The sequence below is a fragment of the Paenibacillus sp. R-74696 genome, from assembly GCF_055814915.1.
This window is the reverse complement of the sequence record NZ_JBPULM010000046.1, coordinates 518,569-538,062: the sequence shown is the minus strand read 5'-3', so window position 1 is coordinate 538,062 and position 19,494 is coordinate 518,569. Positions and strand designations below refer to the sequence as shown.

At 40.3% G+C, this 19,494-nt stretch carries 21 protein-coding genes and 1 pseudogene; all 22 read left to right on the top strand.

Translation table 11 applies throughout. From position 1 onward, the window contains the following. The first annotated feature begins 4 nt into the window (after positions 1-4). The 22 genes and pseudogenes from ACSR9A_RS26860 to ACSR9A_RS26755 all read left to right on the top strand — a co-directional run bounded on the left by ACSR9A_RS26860 (position 5) and on the right by ACSR9A_RS26755 (position 19,481). Complete coding sequence (locus ACSR9A_RS26860) at positions 5-1,306, top strand: ABC transporter substrate-binding protein (RefSeq protein ID WP_473761084.1); 1,302 nt, start codon at positions 5-7, stop codon at positions 1,304-1,306. A gap of 96 nt (positions 1,307-1,402) precedes the next feature. After that, on the top strand, positions 1,403-2,308 hold the full coding sequence (locus tag ACSR9A_RS26855) for a carbohydrate ABC transporter permease (RefSeq protein WP_341279183.1): 906 nt from the start codon (positions 1,403-1,405) through the stop codon (positions 2,306-2,308). Continuing rightward, a complete protein-coding gene (locus ACSR9A_RS26850; protein ID WP_473761081.1) occupies positions 2,308-3,132 on the top strand; it encodes a carbohydrate ABC transporter permease in 825 nt (274 codons plus the stop codon). Before ACSR9A_RS26855 ends, ACSR9A_RS26850 begins: the two co-directional genes overlap by 1 nt. A gap of 5 nt (positions 3,133-3,137) precedes the next feature. Then, on the top strand, positions 3,138-5,666 hold the full coding sequence (locus ACSR9A_RS26845) for a hypothetical protein (protein WP_473761078.1): 2,529 nt from the start codon (positions 3,138-3,140) through the stop codon (positions 5,664-5,666). Between the two features lie 41 nt (positions 5,667-5,707). Beyond that, a complete protein-coding gene (gene bglB / locus ACSR9A_RS26840) occupies positions 5,708-6,778 on the top strand; it encodes a beta-galactosidase BglB (protein WP_473761075.1) in 1,071 nt (356 codons plus the stop codon). 423 nt (positions 6,779-7,201) lie between these two features. Continuing rightward, positions 7,202-8,101 carry a prenyltransferase/squalene oxidase repeat-containing protein gene (locus ACSR9A_RS26835; protein ID WP_473761072.1) on the top strand — a complete coding sequence of 300 codons (900 nt, stop codon included), beginning with the start codon at positions 7,202-7,204 and terminating at the stop codon, positions 8,099-8,101. A gap of 28 nt (positions 8,102-8,129) precedes the next feature. Next, positions 8,130-8,675 (top strand): O-acetyl-ADP-ribose deacetylase, encoded by a 546-nt coding sequence (locus tag ACSR9A_RS26830; RefSeq protein WP_473761069.1) that lies wholly within the window; start codon positions 8,130-8,132, stop codon positions 8,673-8,675. Between the two features lie 55 nt (positions 8,676-8,730). Further along, positions 8,731-9,351, top strand: coding sequence for a hypothetical protein (locus tag ACSR9A_RS26825; RefSeq protein ID WP_341279173.1), 621 nt, complete (start codon positions 8,731-8,733; stop codon positions 9,349-9,351). A gap of 128 nt (positions 9,352-9,479) precedes the next feature. Continuing rightward, positions 9,480-10,220, top strand: a complete 741-nt coding sequence (locus tag ACSR9A_RS26820) for an ATP-grasp domain-containing protein (RefSeq protein ID WP_473761065.1) — start codon at positions 9,480-9,482, stop codon at positions 10,218-10,220. 151 nt (positions 10,221-10,371) lie between these two features. Further along, complete coding sequence (locus ACSR9A_RS26815; RefSeq protein WP_473761062.1) at positions 10,372-10,734, top strand: hypothetical protein; 363 nt, start codon at positions 10,372-10,374, stop codon at positions 10,732-10,734. A gap of 941 nt (positions 10,735-11,675) precedes the next feature. Further along, entirely contained in the window at positions 11,676-12,050 is a 375-nt protein-coding gene (locus ACSR9A_RS26810; RefSeq protein ID WP_473761059.1) for a GntR family transcriptional regulator, read from the top strand. Between the two features lie 3 nt (positions 12,051-12,053). Continuing rightward, positions 12,054-12,917, top strand: coding sequence for an ABC transporter ATP-binding protein (locus ACSR9A_RS26805; RefSeq protein ID WP_473761056.1), 864 nt, complete (start codon positions 12,054-12,056; stop codon positions 12,915-12,917). Then, the gene (locus tag ACSR9A_RS26800; RefSeq protein WP_473761053.1) at positions 12,918-13,559 is read left to right on the top strand and encodes an ABC-2 transporter permease; all 642 of its coding nucleotides are present in this window, start codon (positions 12,918-12,920) and stop codon (positions 13,557-13,559) included. It abuts the gene before it with no gap. A gap of 665 nt (positions 13,560-14,224) precedes the next feature. Next, positions 14,225-14,560: a hypothetical protein gene (locus tag ACSR9A_RS26795; RefSeq protein ID WP_473761051.1), complete on the top strand. Its 336-nt coding sequence runs from the start codon at positions 14,225-14,227 to the stop codon at positions 14,558-14,560. 36 nt (positions 14,561-14,596) lie between these two features. Beyond that, positions 14,597-15,163 (top strand): hypothetical protein, encoded by a 567-nt coding sequence (locus ACSR9A_RS26790; protein WP_473761048.1) that lies wholly within the window; start codon positions 14,597-14,599, stop codon positions 15,161-15,163. Positions 15,164-15,205: 42 nt separating this feature from the next. After that, positions 15,206-15,817 carry a hypothetical protein gene (locus ACSR9A_RS26785; protein WP_473761045.1) on the top strand — a complete coding sequence of 204 codons (612 nt, stop codon included), beginning with the start codon at positions 15,206-15,208 and terminating at the stop codon, positions 15,815-15,817. Positions 15,818-15,847: 30 nt separating this feature from the next. Beyond that, positions 15,848-16,594, top strand: coding sequence for a sulfite exporter TauE/SafE family protein (locus ACSR9A_RS26780; RefSeq protein WP_473761043.1), 747 nt, complete (start codon positions 15,848-15,850; stop codon positions 16,592-16,594). Positions 16,595-16,755: 161 nt separating this feature from the next. Continuing rightward, positions 16,756-17,796 carry a YfiT family bacillithiol transferase gene (locus tag ACSR9A_RS26775; protein ID WP_473761041.1) on the top strand — a complete coding sequence of 347 codons (1,041 nt, stop codon included), beginning with the start codon at positions 16,756-16,758 and terminating at the stop codon, positions 17,794-17,796. A 44-nt stretch (positions 17,797-17,840) separates the two neighbouring features. Beyond that, positions 17,841-18,335, top strand: a complete 495-nt coding sequence (locus tag ACSR9A_RS26770) for an NUDIX hydrolase (protein ID WP_473761039.1) — start codon at positions 17,841-17,843, stop codon at positions 18,333-18,335. A gap of 108 nt (positions 18,336-18,443) precedes the next feature. Continuing rightward, entirely contained in the window at positions 18,444-18,854 is a 411-nt protein-coding gene (locus ACSR9A_RS26765) for a VOC family protein (RefSeq protein ID WP_473761037.1), read from the top strand. Beyond that, positions 18,815-18,964 (top strand): annotated as a pseudogene (locus ACSR9A_RS26760) (metal-dependent hydrolase); the annotation flags it as partial. The gene ACSR9A_RS26765 and the pseudogene ACSR9A_RS26760, both read left to right, overlap by 40 nt. A gap of 76 nt (positions 18,965-19,040) precedes the next feature. Beyond that, positions 19,041-19,481, top strand: a complete 441-nt coding sequence (locus tag ACSR9A_RS26755) for a DUF1801 domain-containing protein (protein WP_473761035.1) — start codon at positions 19,041-19,043, stop codon at positions 19,479-19,481. Positions 19,482-19,494 lie beyond the last annotated feature (13 nt).

Below are 19,494 nucleotides of genomic sequence, written 5' to 3'. Positions count from 1 at the left end.
TTGTATGAAACGTAGAACGAACCTCAAGCTCAGTCTTAGCCTGGTTTTAATCATGACGCTCATTATGCTAACTGCTTGCGGCAATGCCGATACTAACACTGGCAATACTGGCAAAACGGATAGCAGCGGCGGTGCCGAGAAGGCTACTCTAGATTTCTTATGGTTCTCAGATGGGAATGAGGGTGAGGTCATCAAGGGAATCATTAAAGATTACGAGCAGTCCAATGCCAATGTCAAAATCAATCTGATTGAAGTCGGCTTTAAGGATCTCCAAACAAAATTGAAAACGATGATTTCTGGCGGTAAGCCGCCTGCTCTGAGCCGTATCACGGATACAGGATCATTCGCTAATCAGGCAGTGGATCTTACTCCTTACGTTGACAGTGCAGAGCAATTCGAGGGTCAATTTATCGATTCACTGAAGCCTTATTATGTGATTAATGACAAGCTGGTCGCAGCCCCTATGGATGTAACAGCGAATGGACTGATTTATAACAAAACCTTGTTTGATAAAGCGGGCGTCAAAGTGCCGACTTCACCAGATGATGTGTGGACGTGGGATGAGTATACGGCTGCGCTGAAAGAGGTTATGGCGAAAGGCGGAGCAAGATACGGCATGGTTTGGGATGTCACTCCGCATAGATGGTCTACCCTTCTGTATCAGAACGGTGGAAGCATCTTAACGGAAGACGGCAAAGCAGCAGCGATTAACAGCGAAGCTGGAATCCGCACTATGGATATGTTCAAGCAGCTTCATAAAGATGGAATTATGCCTGAATCCGTATGGCTTGGCGGCGAGAATCCTAATAATCTATTCCGTTCAGGCACAGTAGCTGCTCACTGGGCAGGCAACTGGATGATCAGCAACTACAAGGACATCACTGATTTTGAATGGGGAGTTACCTATATGCCGAAAGGAACACAACGTTCCTCGGTACCAGGTGGAAAATTCCTTATGGCTTTCAAAGATAGCGGCAATGAGAAAGAGGCTGCGGAATTTATTAAATATTTAACGTCCAAAGAAGTGAACTCTAAATATAATCAAGAGTCACTGTTCATGAGTCCGCGCCAGGACAGCGCCGTGCTGGATTATTCATTTGGCAAGGAAATGTATCAGGTCTTCTCGGATGAGCTGAAAAATACTTCGCCGCTTGCAGCAAATGACTGGTCCAGACAGACCATCATTTCTAAAATTTCGACTGATTTGAAAAATAATATCATTGAGGTTCTATCGGATAAGGCGACCTCTCAGGAAGCAATGGACAAGACAGCCAAGCTGATTAACGAGGCTATTGCAAACCAATAGGTCAGTCTAAAAAGGAAATAATTAACAATAAAGAGGTGGCGGACCTATATCTGTCAAGCCGCCTCTTTATTGAATCTATTTGAAAGGGGTAAGCAGATGAGCGGAGGTCAAAGTTTAAACCGTAAAAAACAGACAGGACAGACGAGGAAACTCGCCATTGCTCCTTATCTGTTCATTCTTCCTAACCTCCTGATCTTCGGTGTTTTTATCGTAATTCCCTCTTTATTGGGCTTGTATTATTCTTTCCATGTTTATGATGGCTTGAATCCAATGAAGTTCAATGGGCTCGGCAACTATATCAAGATTATTGGGGATAAGGAATTTTGGTCGACGATTGGACGAACAGGAATTTATGCAGCGATTGTCGTTCCGCTAATTTATGCAGTGGCATTAGGCATTGCTATGCTGCTTGCACGCGAGATTAGAATGCGCGGCTTTTTTAGGGCCATATTTTACTGGCCGACGATGATTTCTTTTATCATTGTTGGTTTGACCTGGAAGTGGATTTTTGGAGATTCATTCGGTATTCTGAACCATATGCTTTCTGTGATAGGAGTGGAGCCTGTCGGCTTCCTAACTTCGCCATTTTGGGCCAATGCGGCTGTTATTATCGCGACAGTATGGTCACGGGCCGGATTTTTCATGGTCATTTTTATAGCGGGCTTGCAGGCGATCCCTACGGATTACTATGAGGCCGCACGATTGGATGGAGCAACGGGAATAAAGGTGTTCCGCCATATTACCCTCCCGCTCCTGAAGCCTACAAGCTTGCTCGTATTCATGCTCGCTCTTATTGATGCGTTCAAAGCGTTTCCGCTTATGTTTGCGCTTACGGGCGGCGGACCGGGTAAAGAAACGACCTATATTGTTCAATATATTTATGAGATTGGTTTTACGAAGCAGGAGCTTGGTCTGGCTAGTGCAATGTCCGTGATGTTATTTGTCATTATCGGCGGGTTCTCTGCCCTGCAATTCCGTATGTCCAAGGGAGGTGCTGTTTAATGGAGCTTAGGCCTCTAACTAAAATTACCATCTACAGTATATTGAGTGTAGCAGCATTGTTTTGGCTATTGCCGGTATTATGGGTCGTCATTTCTGCTCTAAAAACGAATACGGATCTGTACAGTTATCCTCCTAAGCTATGGCCGCAGCCTTTAACCTTCGAGCATTTCAAGGCGGCGTTCAGCAAAGGCAATTTTGGCTTGTATTTCAAAAATAGTACGATCGTGACGCTGTCCTCAACGATATTGCTGCTTTTAATCAATTCCATGGCAGGCTTTGCACTCGCAAAGTACCGCTTCCGCGGCAGCTCTATCATATTGATCGGTTTTATATCCACCCTGATGATTCCGATTGAGGTCATTATGATTCCGATATTTAAGGTGCTGAGCGCACTTGGCATGTATAACAGCATGCTTGCGATTATTATCCCTCCCGCAGCAACTCCAACCGGGGTGTTCCTGATGCGACAGTATTTGCTGACTGTACCGGATGAGCTACTCGAAGCAGCACGTATGGATGGAGCGGGGGAATGGAAAATTTACTGGAGTATTATTCTTCCAATTGCCAAGCCTATTCTTGCTGTACTGGCGATTTTCTCCTTTATGTGGAGATGGGATGATTTCCTATGGTCATTAATAGCAATTAGTGATCCAGCTAAATATACGATTCAGCTTGCACTTTCTAATTTTATTGGAGAATACAGTGTGGACTGGGGAAGCTTGCTTGCCATGTCCGTAATCACGATGATTCCAGTGCTTATCGTTTTTATCATTTTCCAGCGATATTTTGTTAACGGCATGATTACTTCAGGTATGAAAGGATGATTTGAGTGTCTGACACCTTATCTTATAAGCCAATGAAATTGGGCAAAAATCAAATGATTAATCATTGGATGATTAGCGGGATTTATACGCAGCCTGTAAAATTTGTCCCGACGACGATGGAGGGAGATATTAATGATTGGCTTATTGAGGGTTTTGCCATTCATGAGAATCCTTGCCGCAAGGAATTTGTAGAAAATCGGAGAATGCAGCCCCCGGCTCGTTTCTTCGATCAATGGAGCGAATTTCCATCGCCTGGAGACACACCGAAGGGAATAGAGGATGGAATGCCTTGGGAGATTTATTCCCCTTGGAATAATCCGAGAGTAGAGAGATCGGGGTTTTGGTTCGTCCCCACTCATCTTCGCAGCTATGCGGCGACACGGCTTGTATCGCCTACTAGCCATACTGCCTCATTACGAGTGAGAACCTATGGCAGCTTGGCACTGTGGATTAATGGACAGCAAGTAACAGACTTTGCCCCGCTCACCCGAAACAAGGAGCAGGAAATCGTCATCGAAGCTCAGCTTACAGCCGGATATAATGAAATTTATGCGTGCTGGGAGGATCTTGCCGAACGGGATACGATGTATGCTTTCGCAGTGGAATATTTAGGCGGCGAGGAATTGGAGATTTCTTTACCTATCGCTCCTGATTTGGTTCAGCTCGTGCAAGCGGCAGAGCAGGCACTTGAACAGGCTTATTTTCCTTCGGATCTTTTTAAGGGGGAGGAAATTAAGCTGCGGCTTCCGCTTCCCTTTCCTTCTATCGTAACAGAGGCTGATATTCAGTACGGTAATTTTTTTGATGGCACGGAAAATAAAACGATACGCATAGCTGAGGGCGCGACGGATTTAACCTTGGGGCATACCAATGAGATTGGCCATCATTACGTATATTTTACATTAACCATCTCTGTTTCAAATGTTGTACTGACGAAGAAGTTCGGCTGTCAATCCTTTGATACGACCTATGATGAGGCTGCGCAGCATGCAGCAGATATAGAAGCTCGCAAATCCCTCGCCCTTCGTTGTATTGCTGAGAAGGGGAGTCCTAATATACACAAGGCCATCGCCATGCTGAAAACAAGAGGCGATCTCCAGGCAGCGGAGAAAATTTTGCTGGATGGTGTGGAAGGAATAGAGCAGCGTAAGGATTGCAGTGATTTCTACCTGGTCGGGCTGTTCCGCCTTTGGAGAGATGAGCGCAACAGCGGTCTGTTTACGGAAGCGTTCTGGGATCGGGTGAAAGCAAGCATTCTAGGCTATCGCTATTGGATTGATGAGCCGGGTGATGATGTAATGTGGTTTTTCAGTGAAAACCATGCTCTGTTGTTTCATACCAATGAGCTGCTGGCCGGTCAACTGTTCGGGGAAGAAACGTTCAGCAACAGCGGGGAATCCGGTAACGTGCATCGTGAAAAAGCTGAGCAGAGGCTTGCGTTATGGTTCGAGCGCTTCTTTGATGAAGGGCTGGCAGAATGGAACTCCAGCGCCTACATTCCTATTGATGCGGTAGGGCTGCTGCATATTTATGAATTTGCCCTTAGCGAGCAATTACGGGAGCAAGCCAAAAAAGCAATGGACCTGCTCTACTATTATATTACCATTCAAATGCACCAAGGCGTTATGACTACAACCTTCGGACGCAGCTATGAGAAGGAATTGTTGGGCCATTATGCAGCGGGAACGACATCCATGTGCTGGATCGGATATGGAGTCGGCAATGTTAACAATTATTCGATAAGTAATGTCGCATTATGTTTATCGAATTATGAGCCACCAGCAGCGTATCAGGAGCATTTGCTGCTCAATGAAAAACAGCAATTAGTGTTCAGTAACCAGCAGGGCAAGGGAGGGTATGCCCAGCTTTATCACAATCGGACTGCGGAGTACACCTTATCTTCTATTATTCGCTTCCGCCCAGGCAAGCAAGGCTATCAGGAGCATGTCAATCATTTATCGCTGTCTCCTGAGGCGCAAATTTGGGTGAATCATCCGGCAGAAATATATAAGCATGGAGATGGCAGGCCTTGTTTTTGGGCAGGCAATGGCATATTGCCCGATGTGGTTCAGCATGAGGGGATAGCGTTAATGATTTTTGATATTCCGACTACTCATAGCTCAGATTGGACCCATGCTTATTTTCCTTCCTATTCCTTCACGGAATGGACAAGGGAGGATAACTGGTATTTTGCTCGTCTGGATAAAGGATATGCGGCCATTTATGCGGCCAATGGGGCAGCTATGGAGACAGTTGGGTTGACGAAGGAGCGTGAGCTCATCTCGCACGGCTTACGCAACGCCTGGATCATAAGGGCAGGCAGCGAGCAGCAGTTCGGAAGCTTCGATCAATTCAAAAACCAAATGGTAGCGTCAAGCCCGCAATTCGACAGTCAAGCCTTATCTCTTACTCTAGTAGACCCGATGTATGGTCAAATGCAGTGGGGGATGGATAAGCCTTTCCTTATAAAAGGAGAAGAAATCGTGCACGGCGGTTATGGCGTGAGAGGGCAATTGCAGCTGCTGAACATGTAGCACTGAGCCTGGGGCAACAAAGCAAAGGAGCGAAAACGAACATGCTGAACAGAACAATGCTGCTGGAGAAAATAAGCAAGGTATCCCATGCGATGGAGTCTATGGAAAACACAACAATGGATGAACAGTTTCCAATTGGACTAATTGATATTCACTTATGGGAATGGCCGCAAGGTGTTGGTCTATATGGCTTGCTTCAGCTTTATGAGGCAACGAAGGATGCCGAGGTGCTGGAATTTCTGGAGTCCTGGTACAATGCCAGACTGTTGGAAGGATTGCCGGAGAAAAATGTCAATACCTGCGCTCCGCTCCTTACGCTGATTTCGTTATGTGAGATTACGAGGAACAAGGAATATGAGCTTGTCTGTGAGGAATGGAGCAACTGGATTATGGAAGGGCTGCTGCGTACGGGAGATGGCGCGTTTCAGCATATGATAACCGGAGATGCCAATGACGGACAAATTCTAATCGATACCCTTTTTATGACGGTTCTATTTTTGGCGAAGGCTGGGGTGTATTTTAACAAACCTGAGTTTGTGGAAGAAGCCAAGCGACAGTTCCTTGTGCATATCAAATATTTGTATAATAAGAAAACCGGATTATTCTATCATGGTTGGGATTTTAACGAAAATCATAATTATGGCGCTGTCCATTGGGGCAGAGGCAATGCGTGGTACACGGCGGGAGTAATTGATTTCCTTAATATCGCGCCGCTAGAAGAAGGGCTGAAAGCCTATTTGCTGGATACGGCGACCGCTCAAATCAGAGCACTGAGCAAGCTTCAGGAAGAGGATGGCATGTGGCACACTGTGCTGGATGACCCGCACTCTTACAAAGAAGCCTCGGCAACGGCAGCGATTGGCTACGGCATTCTCAAGGGAATTCGGTATGGATACTTGGATGAATCCTATCGTCAGACAGGCTTGAAGGCACTTGAAGCTGTACTGCGGCACATTGATGATAAAGGAGTGGTACAGCAGGTGTCCTACGGAACTCCTGTCGGCCAGGATGCCCAGTTCTATAAGGATATTCCGCTTAGCCCGATGGGCTATGGACAGGCGCTCGCTTTGTTCATCCTGATAGAGGGCTTGAACGCTGCTGCAGCCGAATAATAGCAAGGTTTGCTTGTGGGGAGGATATGGGAATGAAAGTTCCTGTATCCTCCCCTTTTGTGTGATTTTATAGTAATATTATTCCAAGTCATATGGTGTAATTCAGACGGGGGATTAGCAATGAAATGGAATCCTAATAAGACATCTGCCTAAATTGGAAAAGCAGGACTAGTCTTAAGTTGAGAATATTAAAAGCGAACTACGAAGATAACGAAATGAATGAGGAGTTCTTCATCTACCACAAAAAGTTGCTAAGAACAGGGATACGAATGAATACCCTATTTTTAGTAATGGTGGTAATTGGATTCTTTTTTTTTCGTAAAGCTTTTTATAAAAGTCACAAGCTCAATTTGATAAAAGTTAATAAGCAGAGAGCTGCGGCATATTTTAAGCATTTTGACGAATTCGAATGAGGTGAACTCAATGAAAAATTTATCAAAAGAACAATTTGCAAAATCAAGAGAATTTATGATGAGCCAAGGAAGAGAACTTGAGAAAGCGTTATTTAAATTTGAATTTGAGAGCGGTTCTATAGATAACGTCGTTATGGAGTTAACCAAGTATCAGAATTATGATGGTGGCTTTGGCAAAGGACTTGAGCCGGATTTACGTTGTGATGTTTCATCAGTGCTTGCAACAACTACTGCTTTACAAATCCTATCTGGAATGAAAGTTTCGAGAGATCATGAATCCATTGCTAAAGCAATGAATTACCTAACTAATCAATATTCAAGAGAGCATTTGGGATGGGAGATCATCCCTGTGGAAGCAGATGAAGCCCCGCGGGTAATATGGTGGAATTATAAAGGGCATAGGCCGCAATGGGGAAATCCGAATGCAGAAGTATTAGGCTATTTGTATCAATATAATAAAACCTTGCCTGATCATATAGTGAAAGAAATTACTGTGAAAGCAGAGCAATATCTAGACAATTGTGAAGAACTAGAAATGCATGAAATTTACTGTTATCTGAGATTAGCTGAGCGAATGTCGGGAGAACGATTAAATCATTTTATGAAAAAACTAGAGCATTTATTGGATTTATGTGTAGTTGTTAAACAGGAGGATAGAAAGGGCTATTGTGCTACTCCCCTGCATGTCGTTGATTCACCGGAGTCTCTTTTTTATCATAAGTATTCCGAGGTTATTCCAGCAGACCTTGACGAGATTATAACTAATCAAACTGGTGAAGGTTCTTGGCAACCCAACTGGAACTGGGGAAGATTTGAGGAAGAGTGGAAGTTAGCTGAAAAAGAATGGGCAGGTATTATTACTTTAAATACGTTAAAAACGTTGAGAGCATTTAATAGAATAAGCGATTGATCTGAAAGCACGAAAGGCAGGTTGAAAAATGAGGAAAGAATTTAATTCGACAACCATCGAATTGGTATATGGGGACATCACAAAGTCTGAAGTGGATTGCATTGTCAATGCTGCAAACACCAGTTTACTTGGTGGTGGAGGCGTAGACGGGGCCATTCACCGTGCTGGTGGAAGTGAAATACTTGAACAATGTAAACAAATAAGAGCCAGGCAAGGCGGTTGTGCTGTAGGAGAAGCTGTAATAACGACTGCTGGTAAGTTGCATGCAAAGTATGTCATACACACAGTGGGTCCGGTATGGAACGATGGAAAGCTTAATGAGGAGGAAAAACTGCAGAGCTGCTACATAAATAGCTTAGAACTAGCATGTAAGCATAATTTAAGAAGCGTAGCTTTTCCTAACATAAGTACAGGGATATATCGATTTCCCAAAATCGTTGCAGCTCAAATTGCGCTGACATCAGTCAAACATTATATTGAACTGCATCCAGCAATAGATAAAATACAGTTCGTTTGTTTTGATGAAGAAAACTATCAGATATATCAGAAGATACTTGAAGAATTATATAAATAAAAGGAAATCGATTTTTGGGAGAACGAAAAGAACACTTGCAAAAGAGGACAAAATTATGGGAATTGAAAATTTATCAGATAACATTATTAAATTAAATAGATGTCTTCATTCTTTTAGAGACGATTTACTACCAAATGAATTAGCTCACATTTCAATAACAGGGAAAAACGAATCCTTTATTAGGGATAAGCTAATGTATTATCTTAGTTTAGAATATAAAAATTACGCAGTTTCTAGGGAATATTCGAAAGATAGACGTAAAGTTGATATTTGTATTTTGGATAAGTATAAAATCTTAGAAGCTATAGAATTGAAAAGTTGGTACAGCCATGATGTATTATCTTTAGATAACAAGGTTTTCTTAGAGACGGAGAAAGATTTTATTAAAATGAATCAACTGTTTGATTCTAGTGTGCTCAAAACAGCTATTATCATATTTACTCATATTAGAAGTACAACAGATTCCTCGTTACATAAAGTTGTAAAATATCAAAACGTAGTAAATAAGCATATTATGAGTCATGGTAATACTCTTATTAATGACGTCGATACATATATTCGCAATAGCTTCGAAAAAGGAACAATGATCAAACAAATAAGCATAGATGGAGGCTGTGCTTATAACACAAATGTCGATGTGAATATTTATATCATTCATAAATCTTTAGTAAGCTAGTAGTCCCTTTGTATTACCAAGTATTGATGCTTCGGGCCACTCGGCTGACGGGCTAGTGGGAGTTAGAAGGAGATTCGGGATGGTTTGGAAGCCATAAGTGTTGAAAGAGAAAAGGAGAGCTGTACAGGATGAAAGCATATATACAGGCAAATAAAAACGGAGAGTTCTACAATGTGAATGCTTTTATTGCTAACGAAGGTTTTACGTCATTAGGGTGGGAGACCATTAAGTTTAGTGATATAGCAGAAATCAAAGAAAATAATGCCGAAGATTTAGTAGTTGGCGGAATTGGTAACGTGAGAAAGCGTCTTGAGATTTTAGGTGTAGAAAGGAATCAAGGAGAAATCGATTATCCGACTTCCTTATCTCATTATTTTGGCAGAAAAATATGGACGACAACTACTCAAGAGCTTTTTGAAAATAAACAGAACTGGAACGTTTTTATAAAGCCAAAAGACATTACAAAAAAGTTTGCTGGAACGGTTGTGAAGGAATATAAAGATTTTATAGGTTTAATTGCAGAAAATGAGGATACGAATATTTGGTGCTCAGAAGTTATTGATTTTACAACGGAATGGCGTTGTTTTATACGATACGGACAAATACTTGATATTAGATATTATAAAGGTGCTTGGGATTCGAAATTAGATTTAAATATTATAAAAAGTGCGGTTAGGGATTTTATTGATGCGCCAGCTGCATATGGGATGGATTTTGGAATAGATCAAGAAGGAAATATGAAGCTGGTAGAAATAAACGATGGTCATTCGCTAGGGAGTTATGGCATCAGTCCTCTGAACTATGCGAAATTTCTCTCGGCTAGATGGTCAGAATTAACATGGACTACGGATTATTTAAGAAGCTTATAGGTTAAGGGGCATCTTATCTGGCTCTGGGCTACAAAGACGTACAACTTTACTATCAGATATACTAGCGGAGAAGAATATTCAGACAACACGCGACCCGACCTAAGATAATAGTTATCTAGGGCCGGGTTATGTTGTAGATGGGGAACGATATATGAAAGGAACGGAAAAAATGAAATTTATATTTGAGAACTTTTCATGTGATGTTGATGTTTTTTATAAAGAGGATGACATTTTATTAAGGTTTTATGATAGTTCAAGAGAACAAGAGGAAGAAGAGATTATCAACTTAGTTTTAGTTGACCCTGGGTTTGGGTATCTTTGTTTAAAAGTTAAAGGTGAAGCAGCCTTGCTGAGTGGATATTTAGATGAAAGTGTTTTTCAAACTAATGAAATTGTAGAAGCCGCTATTACTTTTATAGAGAATCTATCACCAAATACGAGGAACAGTTATATTCCAAGCCATGTAGCACGATTTAGACGAACAAGTTTTATTGAATATAATGGCGAGTATTAAATTCAGATTTAACGCTACCCAACCATACAAAGAACGTTACATGAAATCGATTCAAATCATAAATAGAAGGAATGGTTAAATGAAAGGAATTATTGGATCCATTTCTATTTCATTATTTATTTGTGCTCAGGAATCTTCTTAGGAACTTGGCCGTTTAAATACGGATATGAGTCATGGCTAATTTATTTAATTTCTTATTCTATAATTTCTATAATGCTTTATTATTCGTCAAAAATCGACCATGATCTATCTATTTCTGGAGACTGGAATAAGTTCTTTGGATGGGAGTTTGTCTTATGGGAAGTTGGAGTTCCAATATATATTGGAGCTTCTAATTTAATTTTTATTGTTGGATTTTTTTCTATCCGTACTGTAATTTTAGTAAATAATCTTCGAGACGATAGTAATAAGAGAATTAGGTAGTCTAAATCTATGAAGGAATTTATTACAAATGGCAGCATATTCAAGCATTGTACAAATCCATAAATGCAGCTTTTCAGGGGCAAAATATGTTCAAATCCATCATAGATCAGAATTCCTACATTTCATTTTTAGAAAATCGACACGAGGTAGAATTGTTTGAGCTAATTGATAATAGTCGAGACAGCATTGGAGAATGGCTTGATTTTCCTATATTTTCTAATATGCAAATCTCATTCATGCTTACGGCATGGTAACCCCTATATGCAAACATTATTCCAGCCTTATCCATAATCAATTGTTTTGTCTTTCCGCGAAATAAACACATTTTGTTCCTCGCTTACCCTTCTCGAAACCCGACCGGTCGATCCAATTAAGCTATAATTTCACTTAAATTTCAATGTAATAAAAATGAGGGACAGGGTGCACGGGAAGTTCACTAGGATGTTCTATTGAAAACTGTACTGTAGTGATATATAATGTACTGCAACGATAAGTACATTGTTGGGAAGTGAGCTTGATTGGAAATTATTATCAGCAGCAACTCGAGTAAGCCTATCTATGAACAAATCACAGCACAAATCAAAGCGATGGTGATGCAGGGAGAATTAAAAACAGGCGACCCGATTCCGTCTATGCGCTCGCTCGCCAAGACGATTCATGTAAGTGTAATTACAGTCCAAAAGGCATATGAAGATTTGCAACGAGATGGGTTTATTGAAACGACAGTTGGACGAGGCAGTTTTATATCTGCACAGAATCGGGATTTTATACAAGAAGAGCAGCAGAAAAAAGTTGAAGAGTATTTAATGCTGGCTGCGGAAACCGCACGAACAAGCGGGATAAAATTAGAACAGCTTACGGAGCTACTAAACATGTTCTACAAGGGGGACTAGTCGATGAATTATTGTTTGGAAGTTGAAAATCTGTCGACGGCCTATGCCGGGTCTAATTTTCGTTTGGATAATGTCTCTTTTTCAATTCCTCAAGGAAGTATTATGGGATTTGTGGGGGAGAATGGAGCGGGCAAGACAACGACGTTTAGTTCAATTTTGAATACAATCAGGAGAGACAGCGGAAAGATCGAAATTTTTGGGGAGGAGATGACAGATGAGCAACCGGACATTCGCAACCATATCGGGGTTGTGTTTGATGCCATTAATTTTCCGGGGGATCTCACTGCTGATAAGTTAGCTGCAGTGTTCAAAGATATTTATCAAAAATGGGACGATGATCTCTTTCAGAATCTAATTCGCAGACTTCAGGTGCCTGCTCACATTAAAGTAAAAGACTTGTCGCGTGGCATGACGATGAAGTTGGCCACGGCAGTGGCTATGTCACATGGAGCAAAACTGTTGCTGTTGGACGAGGCGACTTCTGGACTTGACCCTGTTGTCAGAGAAGAGATGCTGGATTTATTTTTAGAGTTTGTGGAAGATGAAGAACATTCCATTCTCATGTCTTCCCACATCACCAGCGACTTGGAAAAAATTGCAGACTATATCACATTTATTCACAATGGAAAAATCATTTTAACAGAGAAAAAAGATACGCTTTTATACAAATACGGGATTGCTCGTTGCAAATCGGAGCAGTTTCAGATTGTTGACAAGTTGGAGTATCTCGCATACAGGAAAAGAGGACTGCAGATCGAAATGTTGATCTCTGACAAAGCTATGTTTGCCAAAAAGCATCGTGAAATCATCATTGATGATATAACCATTGATGAAATTATGTTGTTATTAGTCAAGGGGGATCAATAAATGAGGGGACTGCTACGCAACAATTTTTATTCCATGGCAAGCAATATCCGACTTTCCTTAATAATGGCTGGATTTTTATCATTGGTTCCTTTGGTTTTTAAGGAGTCGGGCGCGATTCCCATGATTTTGTCCATACAAATATTCCTATTTGTTGTCAATACCGGTACCTCGCTGCGAGTGGATGAAACGTCTAAATGGAACAAGTTTGAACTGACGCTGCCAATCAGGCGCCGTACCATTATCGGGGCGAAGTATGTGTCTTTTACCCTACTAATCCTCCTTGGTGTGATGATGAGTTTGCTTACGCTTGGCATTGTGTACGTTGCAGGTTTTGAACTCGATCCGAAGATTGTGATATATAGTTATGGATTCGGGTTGACGTTGTCGATCACATTAGTGTCTTTGATGTATCCGATCATGTTGAAGATCGGCACGGAAAAAAATGAACTTGTCGTATTTTTCTCGGGCTTTGCTGCGATAGGGATGATGTTGGTACTTGCCGCATTACTGGCCCCTGTTACAGGAGGCATGCAGCTTCGTCACCCGCTGGTTGGTATGATTTCTTCGTGTATGGCAACAATCCTGTTTGTCATATCCTATTTTGTGTCAGTCCACATTCATCGGAAGAAAGAGTTCAAGTAATGTAAGAGTAGCGGTTTCGTTGGTAAGTGTCAAAAAGCCTTCCAACGCCGCCACTACTTCACGCGGAATCGTAGTCGCTATAAGCGGGCAATCTTATTGAATGCTACCTACATCGGATGTTGGTAATTAGGGAGGGGAAATAATGAAGCCAATATCTATAATCGTAATTATTTTAACCGTAGGAGTATTCATTTTTTTAAAGATTTTTCAGGATTCAATTCCTAAAATTAATGAGCCAATAACTAATCTATTCGTATTTGTAGGCTTCGTAATTTTTGCTGTTATATATGGCATTTCACGAATTAGAAAAAAATAGGCTCTTCACCGTTTGCAATGCAACGAGCAAAATAACAGAGGAAAACCCCCATGCCATTGGTCGTGAGCTGCAGCGATGGCTACAGGGAATTAATGGGTATGGAATGGCGCGAGAAGGGTAATGATCACAAGCATGCAGTTGGATTTTTAATCAATGGGCTATTGAGAGCAATAAGGTAAGTTGTAATAATGATCGAGTAGATAAGGGAACCGAAGCCGATTCGAAGCGGGCAACGGCTCCTTTTTTTACTGTAAAATTCTAAATTTGGTATACTGAAATAGACTGAAAGATTATTCATGTATGCATCGGTTTTGTAGATTGTACAGATGAGATATTTGAGGGTGATTATATGTATGACTATGTAAGTGTATATTCGGATCAGCATTATAGCAAAAAGATTAGAACAGAAATTATTGAAGCTTTTTTTGTTGAAACCTTACATTTTGAACTAACCAGTCGATTAAAATTCTCTAAAATGATTTGTGGTGAGCTAGTTACTGCAAAAGGTATTTCTGCCAATCAGAAGGGAAACTATGCTTTTGATACTTTAGATGATGTTAAGGAAATAAATCTAATTGAAATAGATATCCCCCAAGCAAGTACCGGGCAAATGGAAGACGAAATTAAAGAAATCGTGTATGCAATAGCCGAAGAATTTTCATGGATCGTAGATTTACGGGAATGATTAGGGAGTGGAGCAGCACTGTGGAGGGGAAAATAAATGGGGATGGATTTTACAGCTTATCAGGCTCATTACTTGAATGAAGCAGGTATAAATCAGTTTTTTGAAGATTTGACTCAGACGGAGTCGCATTTTCCTGCAATTCATACCTTTATTCAAGAAATTATACGACAAAATCCAACAGACAATAGAGAGTGGCGACTCTTCTTTGATGATTCAACTGCGACCCAGGTTATTAGCGGGCCAGGAGGATTTGGTTTAACTTTATCAGAGAAAGTATGTCTATTTGATCATTTTATAAGATGGGGAGCATTCATAGTAAATCCTAAAGCGCAAATCGTTTTACGAAATGTTTGCTATGAGCTTAAAGCCTATTTTAAATCGTCATTTGTTATTTATGTACCAGACAATGCTGCTATGGAATCTGTCATTATGGATTTCATATGGAAAGATCAAAACCGGGATATTGAATACATGAAAGATTGGCTATTGGAGAACTGCGGAAAACCTAAGGATAAAATTAGAGATATTTATAAAAAACAAGGACAGTCTTGGGTGTATGATGGATACTATATCGATTATTTTCAAGATTTTAAAAGCTTATAGAAGATGAGCTTAGGCATGATTTAACGACCGGGAGGAAACCCAATGCTTGTCGTTCACTGGTCACCAGTAAACAACACAAAAAATATTTTGAAAAATGGAATTGCAAAAAGTCAAAACGGAGTGTACTGCTTCCCAGTGACGGGACATCTTTCTTTGGATCGCTGGTGGATGAAGGCATTGAAGAGCTTCAAAAGAGATGGCAAGCGATATAACGGTTTTATTTTCAGAGTGCAAGAGCAGGATTTACCAGCTTATTTTAGTCATTTTATAGGGGCTACATCAGGTGATAGATTTGAGAAGCCTATAGCAACGCTAGCACAGCTAGGGGAACAAATGAAAAACACAATTATTTGGCGAATTGGCGAGAGATCCGTACGGCATACAGAAGATTGGTTTCGAGGCAATATTGATGATCTAAAGCTGGGAATAGAAGAAATCAAAAAACGGCCCGCGGTATACAAGGAGACGATAACAGATGCAGCTTTCATGGCATATATACTTGAGGACTACCAAATCGTATTAACGAAATCAATCGAGGCGAACCGAATCATTCGGGTTATACCGCCAACGGAGCAATTCGTTACAAGATTATATAAAAACAAGAAACAGAAATATGATAAGGGCCAATGGAAGGAAGCCCAGCGCTTCGACTAATGGCTCATTTTTGGAGCATAAGGAGCTTTTATGGACATTGAAATCAATATGTTTCTCATCATAGGCATATTTATTGTGCTGGCAGCGGGGTTTGTTCAAGGATTAACGAGCTTTGGTTTCGCGTTAGTTACCATGCCTTTTTTGGTGAAAATGATACCGCTGCAAGAGGTCGTTCCGATCGTTGTCATCCTCAGTTTATGTACAAATATTATCGTACTCCTAAATAGTTGGCGGCATGTAGCCATTCAAAAAATATGGATATTAATCCTTTCGAGCCTATTGGCTGCCCCGCTGGGAACCTTTTTGCTGGTCTATCTCCGGGCAGATCTTTTAAAAGGCTTTACGGGACTATTAATTATTGCTTTTGCCGGCATACTGTTATCAGGGAAATCGTTCCCTGTCCGTAATGATAAAATCGCTTTTATACCTATCGGCATGACAAGTGGGTTATTAAATGGAAGCATCTCGCTCAGCGGTCCTCCGGTTGCTTTGTTTTTGTCCAATCAGGGATACAGCAAAAATGAATTTAGAGCCAACATCACGGTTTACGGCGTTATTTTAAACATGATCACAATCGGTACATTTTATTATAGCGGCCTGCTGACTCCAAAAGTGATGATGTACACATCGCTATTTGTCCCAAGCATGTTAATCGGTGTTTTCATTGGCATTATAGCGATCAAAAAGCTAGATGACCAGCTGTTTAAAAAGCTGACCTTGTGGCTCATCATCCTCTCAGGGTTGTGGACGATTCTGGGTTCGTTGAAGCTCGTGTAGAGTAACTTGCATGTAAATATAATATAAAAAGCATTCGTACAACAACGGCTAGCTAAGTCTGACGACTCGTTCGCTATCGCTCACTTAAAGCTCTCGAATTTTTAAATACCAGAACTCTAATTATAATTACTGAAAATCTTGCTAGGGGAGTTGATTGAGAAGTGGATCATATTCGGTATCCTATAGGTCAGTTTAAACCAATAATCAATTTAACAAATGAAGAACGTGTTTTCTTCATCAATGAAATACCAAAAATTACAAAGACATTAAGGACTATTTTGAATGATTTGGAGCCTGCTCAAATTAACATTCCATACCGTAAAGATGGCTGGACAATAAAGCAAATCGTTCATCATCTTGCTGATAATGATATGAATGCTTACTTAAGATTTAAGAGGGCGCTAACGGAAGATGGACCGATGGGAAACTCTTATCGGGAAGATTTATGGGCACAATTAAGCGACTATGAAAATATACCTATTGAAGACTCTATACTACTAATTGAAATACTTCATAGACGATTTCTGATCTTGCTTAACCATTTAAAAACGGAAGATTTCAGGCGAATCTTGAAGACTCAAGTTTTAGGAGATATAACATTGGATATAGCACTTCAAAGATTTGTATGGCATAACCAGCATCACATAGCTCAAATCCAATTTTCTGTTCAAGCGAATAACTGGCCAGTTTGGGCCACAGAACCAGTGGAAATTAAAACCCCTGATCCCGCTTGGTTAGTAAAGGGGACACAAGAAGTTAAGCGATTAAGAGAAACTCTTTATCCTTTCGGAGTGAGAGATATAGAACATATTGGTAGTACTTCAATTCCCAATCTTCCAGCCAAACCAATTATTGATATGATGGCAAAAATCAAGTCCTATAATGATTTAGAGGAGATCATTGAAAGTTTGAAAGCTAATAATTGGAGTTATGTTCCATATGAACTGGATGGACATGAGTGGAGAAGATTTTTTGTCAAAGTTAAAAATGATAGAAGAGAATGTCATCTTCATTTGATGCTAGAGGACGAAGAACATTGGGGACAACAAATTAAATTCAGAAATAAACTTCGTGAACAGCCTAATTTGGCTGAGCAATATGCCGAACTAAAAAGAAAGTTAGCAGAAGAAAACAGAGAAGACAGAGAAGCTTATACGGAGGCAAAAACCGACTTTATAAAAAGTATATTAGAATCGGAATAATCGTTTGGTGTTTGGGAGAATCATAATTATGAGGTGACAAAGGTATGTTCTATGTTAATGCAAGAGCATTTATTGAGAGAAAACGTAATAATGGTACTGAAATTATTGTCCAAGTTCGTAATAAGAAAAATGAAGAAGCTATAGAACTGCCTGGCGGAAGATTGGAACCCTATGAATCTATATTAGATGGATTAAAACGAGAGGTGCTTGAAGAAACAGGTTTGATCGTTACAGAAGTAGAAGGCAGTGAAAAGCGTATTGACACGGTTGGTATTAATTCTGAATTTGAAGTGGAATGCTTAGAGCCCTATTGTGTGTATCAGACCATTAAGGGACCCGTTGACTCAATAGGAATGTACTTTATTTGTAGAGCAGAGGGGCAATTATTATCTGAAGGAGATGAAACCTTACATATTCGATGGGAAGCTATTGATGATATTTATCAACTAATGAAAAATGACCCGCGACAATTTTCAGATGTTGATCGAGCAGGACTGAAATACTATTTAAAACATAAGTTTGGAAAGCCATTTGAATAAGACTGCGTAGGGGCCAAATCAGAATGATTAGAAAAAGATTGAATGTATAGCAACAAAGTAAAAAGTTACTGATTGAACCGAAAAGGTTTCAGGAGAGGATGAAAATATATGTCGGCTAAGGGCTTTACGCACTGTCTTCAAATTTTTCCAAGCTATGATATGAACAAGACAGCAGCCTTTTATGAATTACTTGGATTTAGAGCCGTTCGTTATCTTGATTCAGAGGAACCACATATTTGTTTATATAGGGATCAAATAGAGATCGTTTTAACAAAATCGACTAAAGTAGTTATCGCACCTAATCGAGAAATTCATGGTTATGGATATGATGCTTATTTTATAACAAATAACCAGGAGGAAATGGAGAATGAGTTTAGGAAATTAGGAGTTACGATCGTGAGACCATTGTCAACGACGGACTATAGCAACAAGGAATTTGTATTTGAAGATATAGATAGAAGATGGATTGCTGTTGGCAACAAACAAACATTCCATACCGCCAAGATGGCTGGACAGTAAAGCAAATCGTTCATCATCTTGCTGATAATGATATGAATGCTTACTTAAGATTTAAGAGGGCACTAACGGAAGAGGCAACGATGGCGAGCTCTTATCGGGAAGATTTATATGGCATAACGAACATCACATCGCTCAAATCCAATCTTCTATCAAAATAAAATAATATCATTTTTAGGAGATGAAAATATGGGAGAAATGGATAACAATATTCGAGCCAGTCAATCGAAACAGCTTTCTGACAATGAACAAGTATCAGAATATCTTGGGCAACTGGAGCACCCCTTGAAAGCTGAGATTGAAGAGGCTCGCCAAATCATATTAGGTATTAATGATCAAATAACAGAACGTATTAAATGGAATGCGCCAAGTTTTTGCATGAACAATCAAGATAGAATAACCTTCAACTTCCGGGTGAAAGAAGGGTTTCGACTTGTTTTTCATTGTGGTTCCAAGAAAACAGCATACGAGAATAAAGGTCCCCTTTTTAAAGATGAGACCGAACTATTGGATTGGGTTACGGGTGATAGAGCAACCATACATATTACATCTGCCAGTGATTTTGAAGATAAACGAAATAAATTAATCGAAGTGGCAACCAATTGGATAGAAGCGACAAAAAATATTTGAAAACGCAGCGGGC

Excerpts from the sequence above, each read along its gene's own strand:
- ACSR9A_RS26860 (WP_473761084.1), top strand. The coding sequence starts at position 5 with ATGAAACGTAGAACGAACCTCAAGCTCAGTCTTAGCCTGGTTTTAATC.
- ACSR9A_RS26855 (WP_341279183.1), top strand. The coding sequence starts at position 1,403 with ATGAGCGGAGGTCAAAGTTTAAACCGTAAAAAACAGACAGGACAGACG.
- ACSR9A_RS26850 (WP_473761081.1), top strand. The coding sequence starts at position 2,308 with ATGGAGCTTAGGCCTCTAACTAAAATTACCATCTACAGTATATTGAGT.
- bglB (WP_473761075.1), top strand. The coding sequence starts at position 5,708 with ATGCTGAACAGAACAATGCTGCTGGAGAAAATAAGCAAGGTATCCCAT.
- ACSR9A_RS26835 (WP_473761072.1), top strand. The coding sequence starts at position 7,202 with ATGAAAAATTTATCAAAAGAACAATTTGCAAAATCAAGAGAATTTATG.
- ACSR9A_RS26830 (WP_473761069.1), top strand. The coding sequence starts at position 8,130 with ATGAGGAAAGAATTTAATTCGACAACCATCGAATTGGTATATGGGGAC.
- ACSR9A_RS26825 (WP_341279173.1), top strand. The coding sequence starts at position 8,731 with ATGGGAATTGAAAATTTATCAGATAACATTATTAAATTAAATAGATGT.
- ACSR9A_RS26820 (WP_473761065.1), top strand. The coding sequence starts at position 9,480 with ATGAAAGCATATATACAGGCAAATAAAAACGGAGAGTTCTACAATGTG.
- ACSR9A_RS26815 (WP_473761062.1), top strand. The coding sequence starts at position 10,372 with ATGAAAGGAACGGAAAAAATGAAATTTATATTTGAGAACTTTTCATGT.
- ACSR9A_RS26805 (WP_473761056.1), top strand. The coding sequence starts at position 12,054 with ATGAATTATTGTTTGGAAGTTGAAAATCTGTCGACGGCCTATGCCGGG.
- ACSR9A_RS26800 (WP_473761053.1), top strand. The coding sequence starts at position 12,918 with ATGAGGGGACTGCTACGCAACAATTTTTATTCCATGGCAAGCAATATC.
- ACSR9A_RS26795 (WP_473761051.1), top strand. The coding sequence starts at position 14,225 with ATGTATGACTATGTAAGTGTATATTCGGATCAGCATTATAGCAAAAAG.
- ACSR9A_RS26790 (WP_473761048.1), top strand. The coding sequence starts at position 14,597 with ATGGGGATGGATTTTACAGCTTATCAGGCTCATTACTTGAATGAAGCA.
- ACSR9A_RS26785 (WP_473761045.1), top strand. The coding sequence starts at position 15,206 with ATGCTTGTCGTTCACTGGTCACCAGTAAACAACACAAAAAATATTTTG.
- ACSR9A_RS26780 (WP_473761043.1), top strand. The coding sequence starts at position 15,848 with ATGGACATTGAAATCAATATGTTTCTCATCATAGGCATATTTATTGTG.
- ACSR9A_RS26770 (WP_473761039.1), top strand. The coding sequence starts at position 17,841 with ATGTTCTATGTTAATGCAAGAGCATTTATTGAGAGAAAACGTAATAAT.
- ACSR9A_RS26765 (WP_473761037.1), top strand. The coding sequence starts at position 18,444 with ATGTCGGCTAAGGGCTTTACGCACTGTCTTCAAATTTTTCCAAGCTAT.
- ACSR9A_RS26755 (WP_473761035.1), top strand. The coding sequence starts at position 19,041 with ATGGGAGAAATGGATAACAATATTCGAGCCAGTCAATCGAAACAGCTT.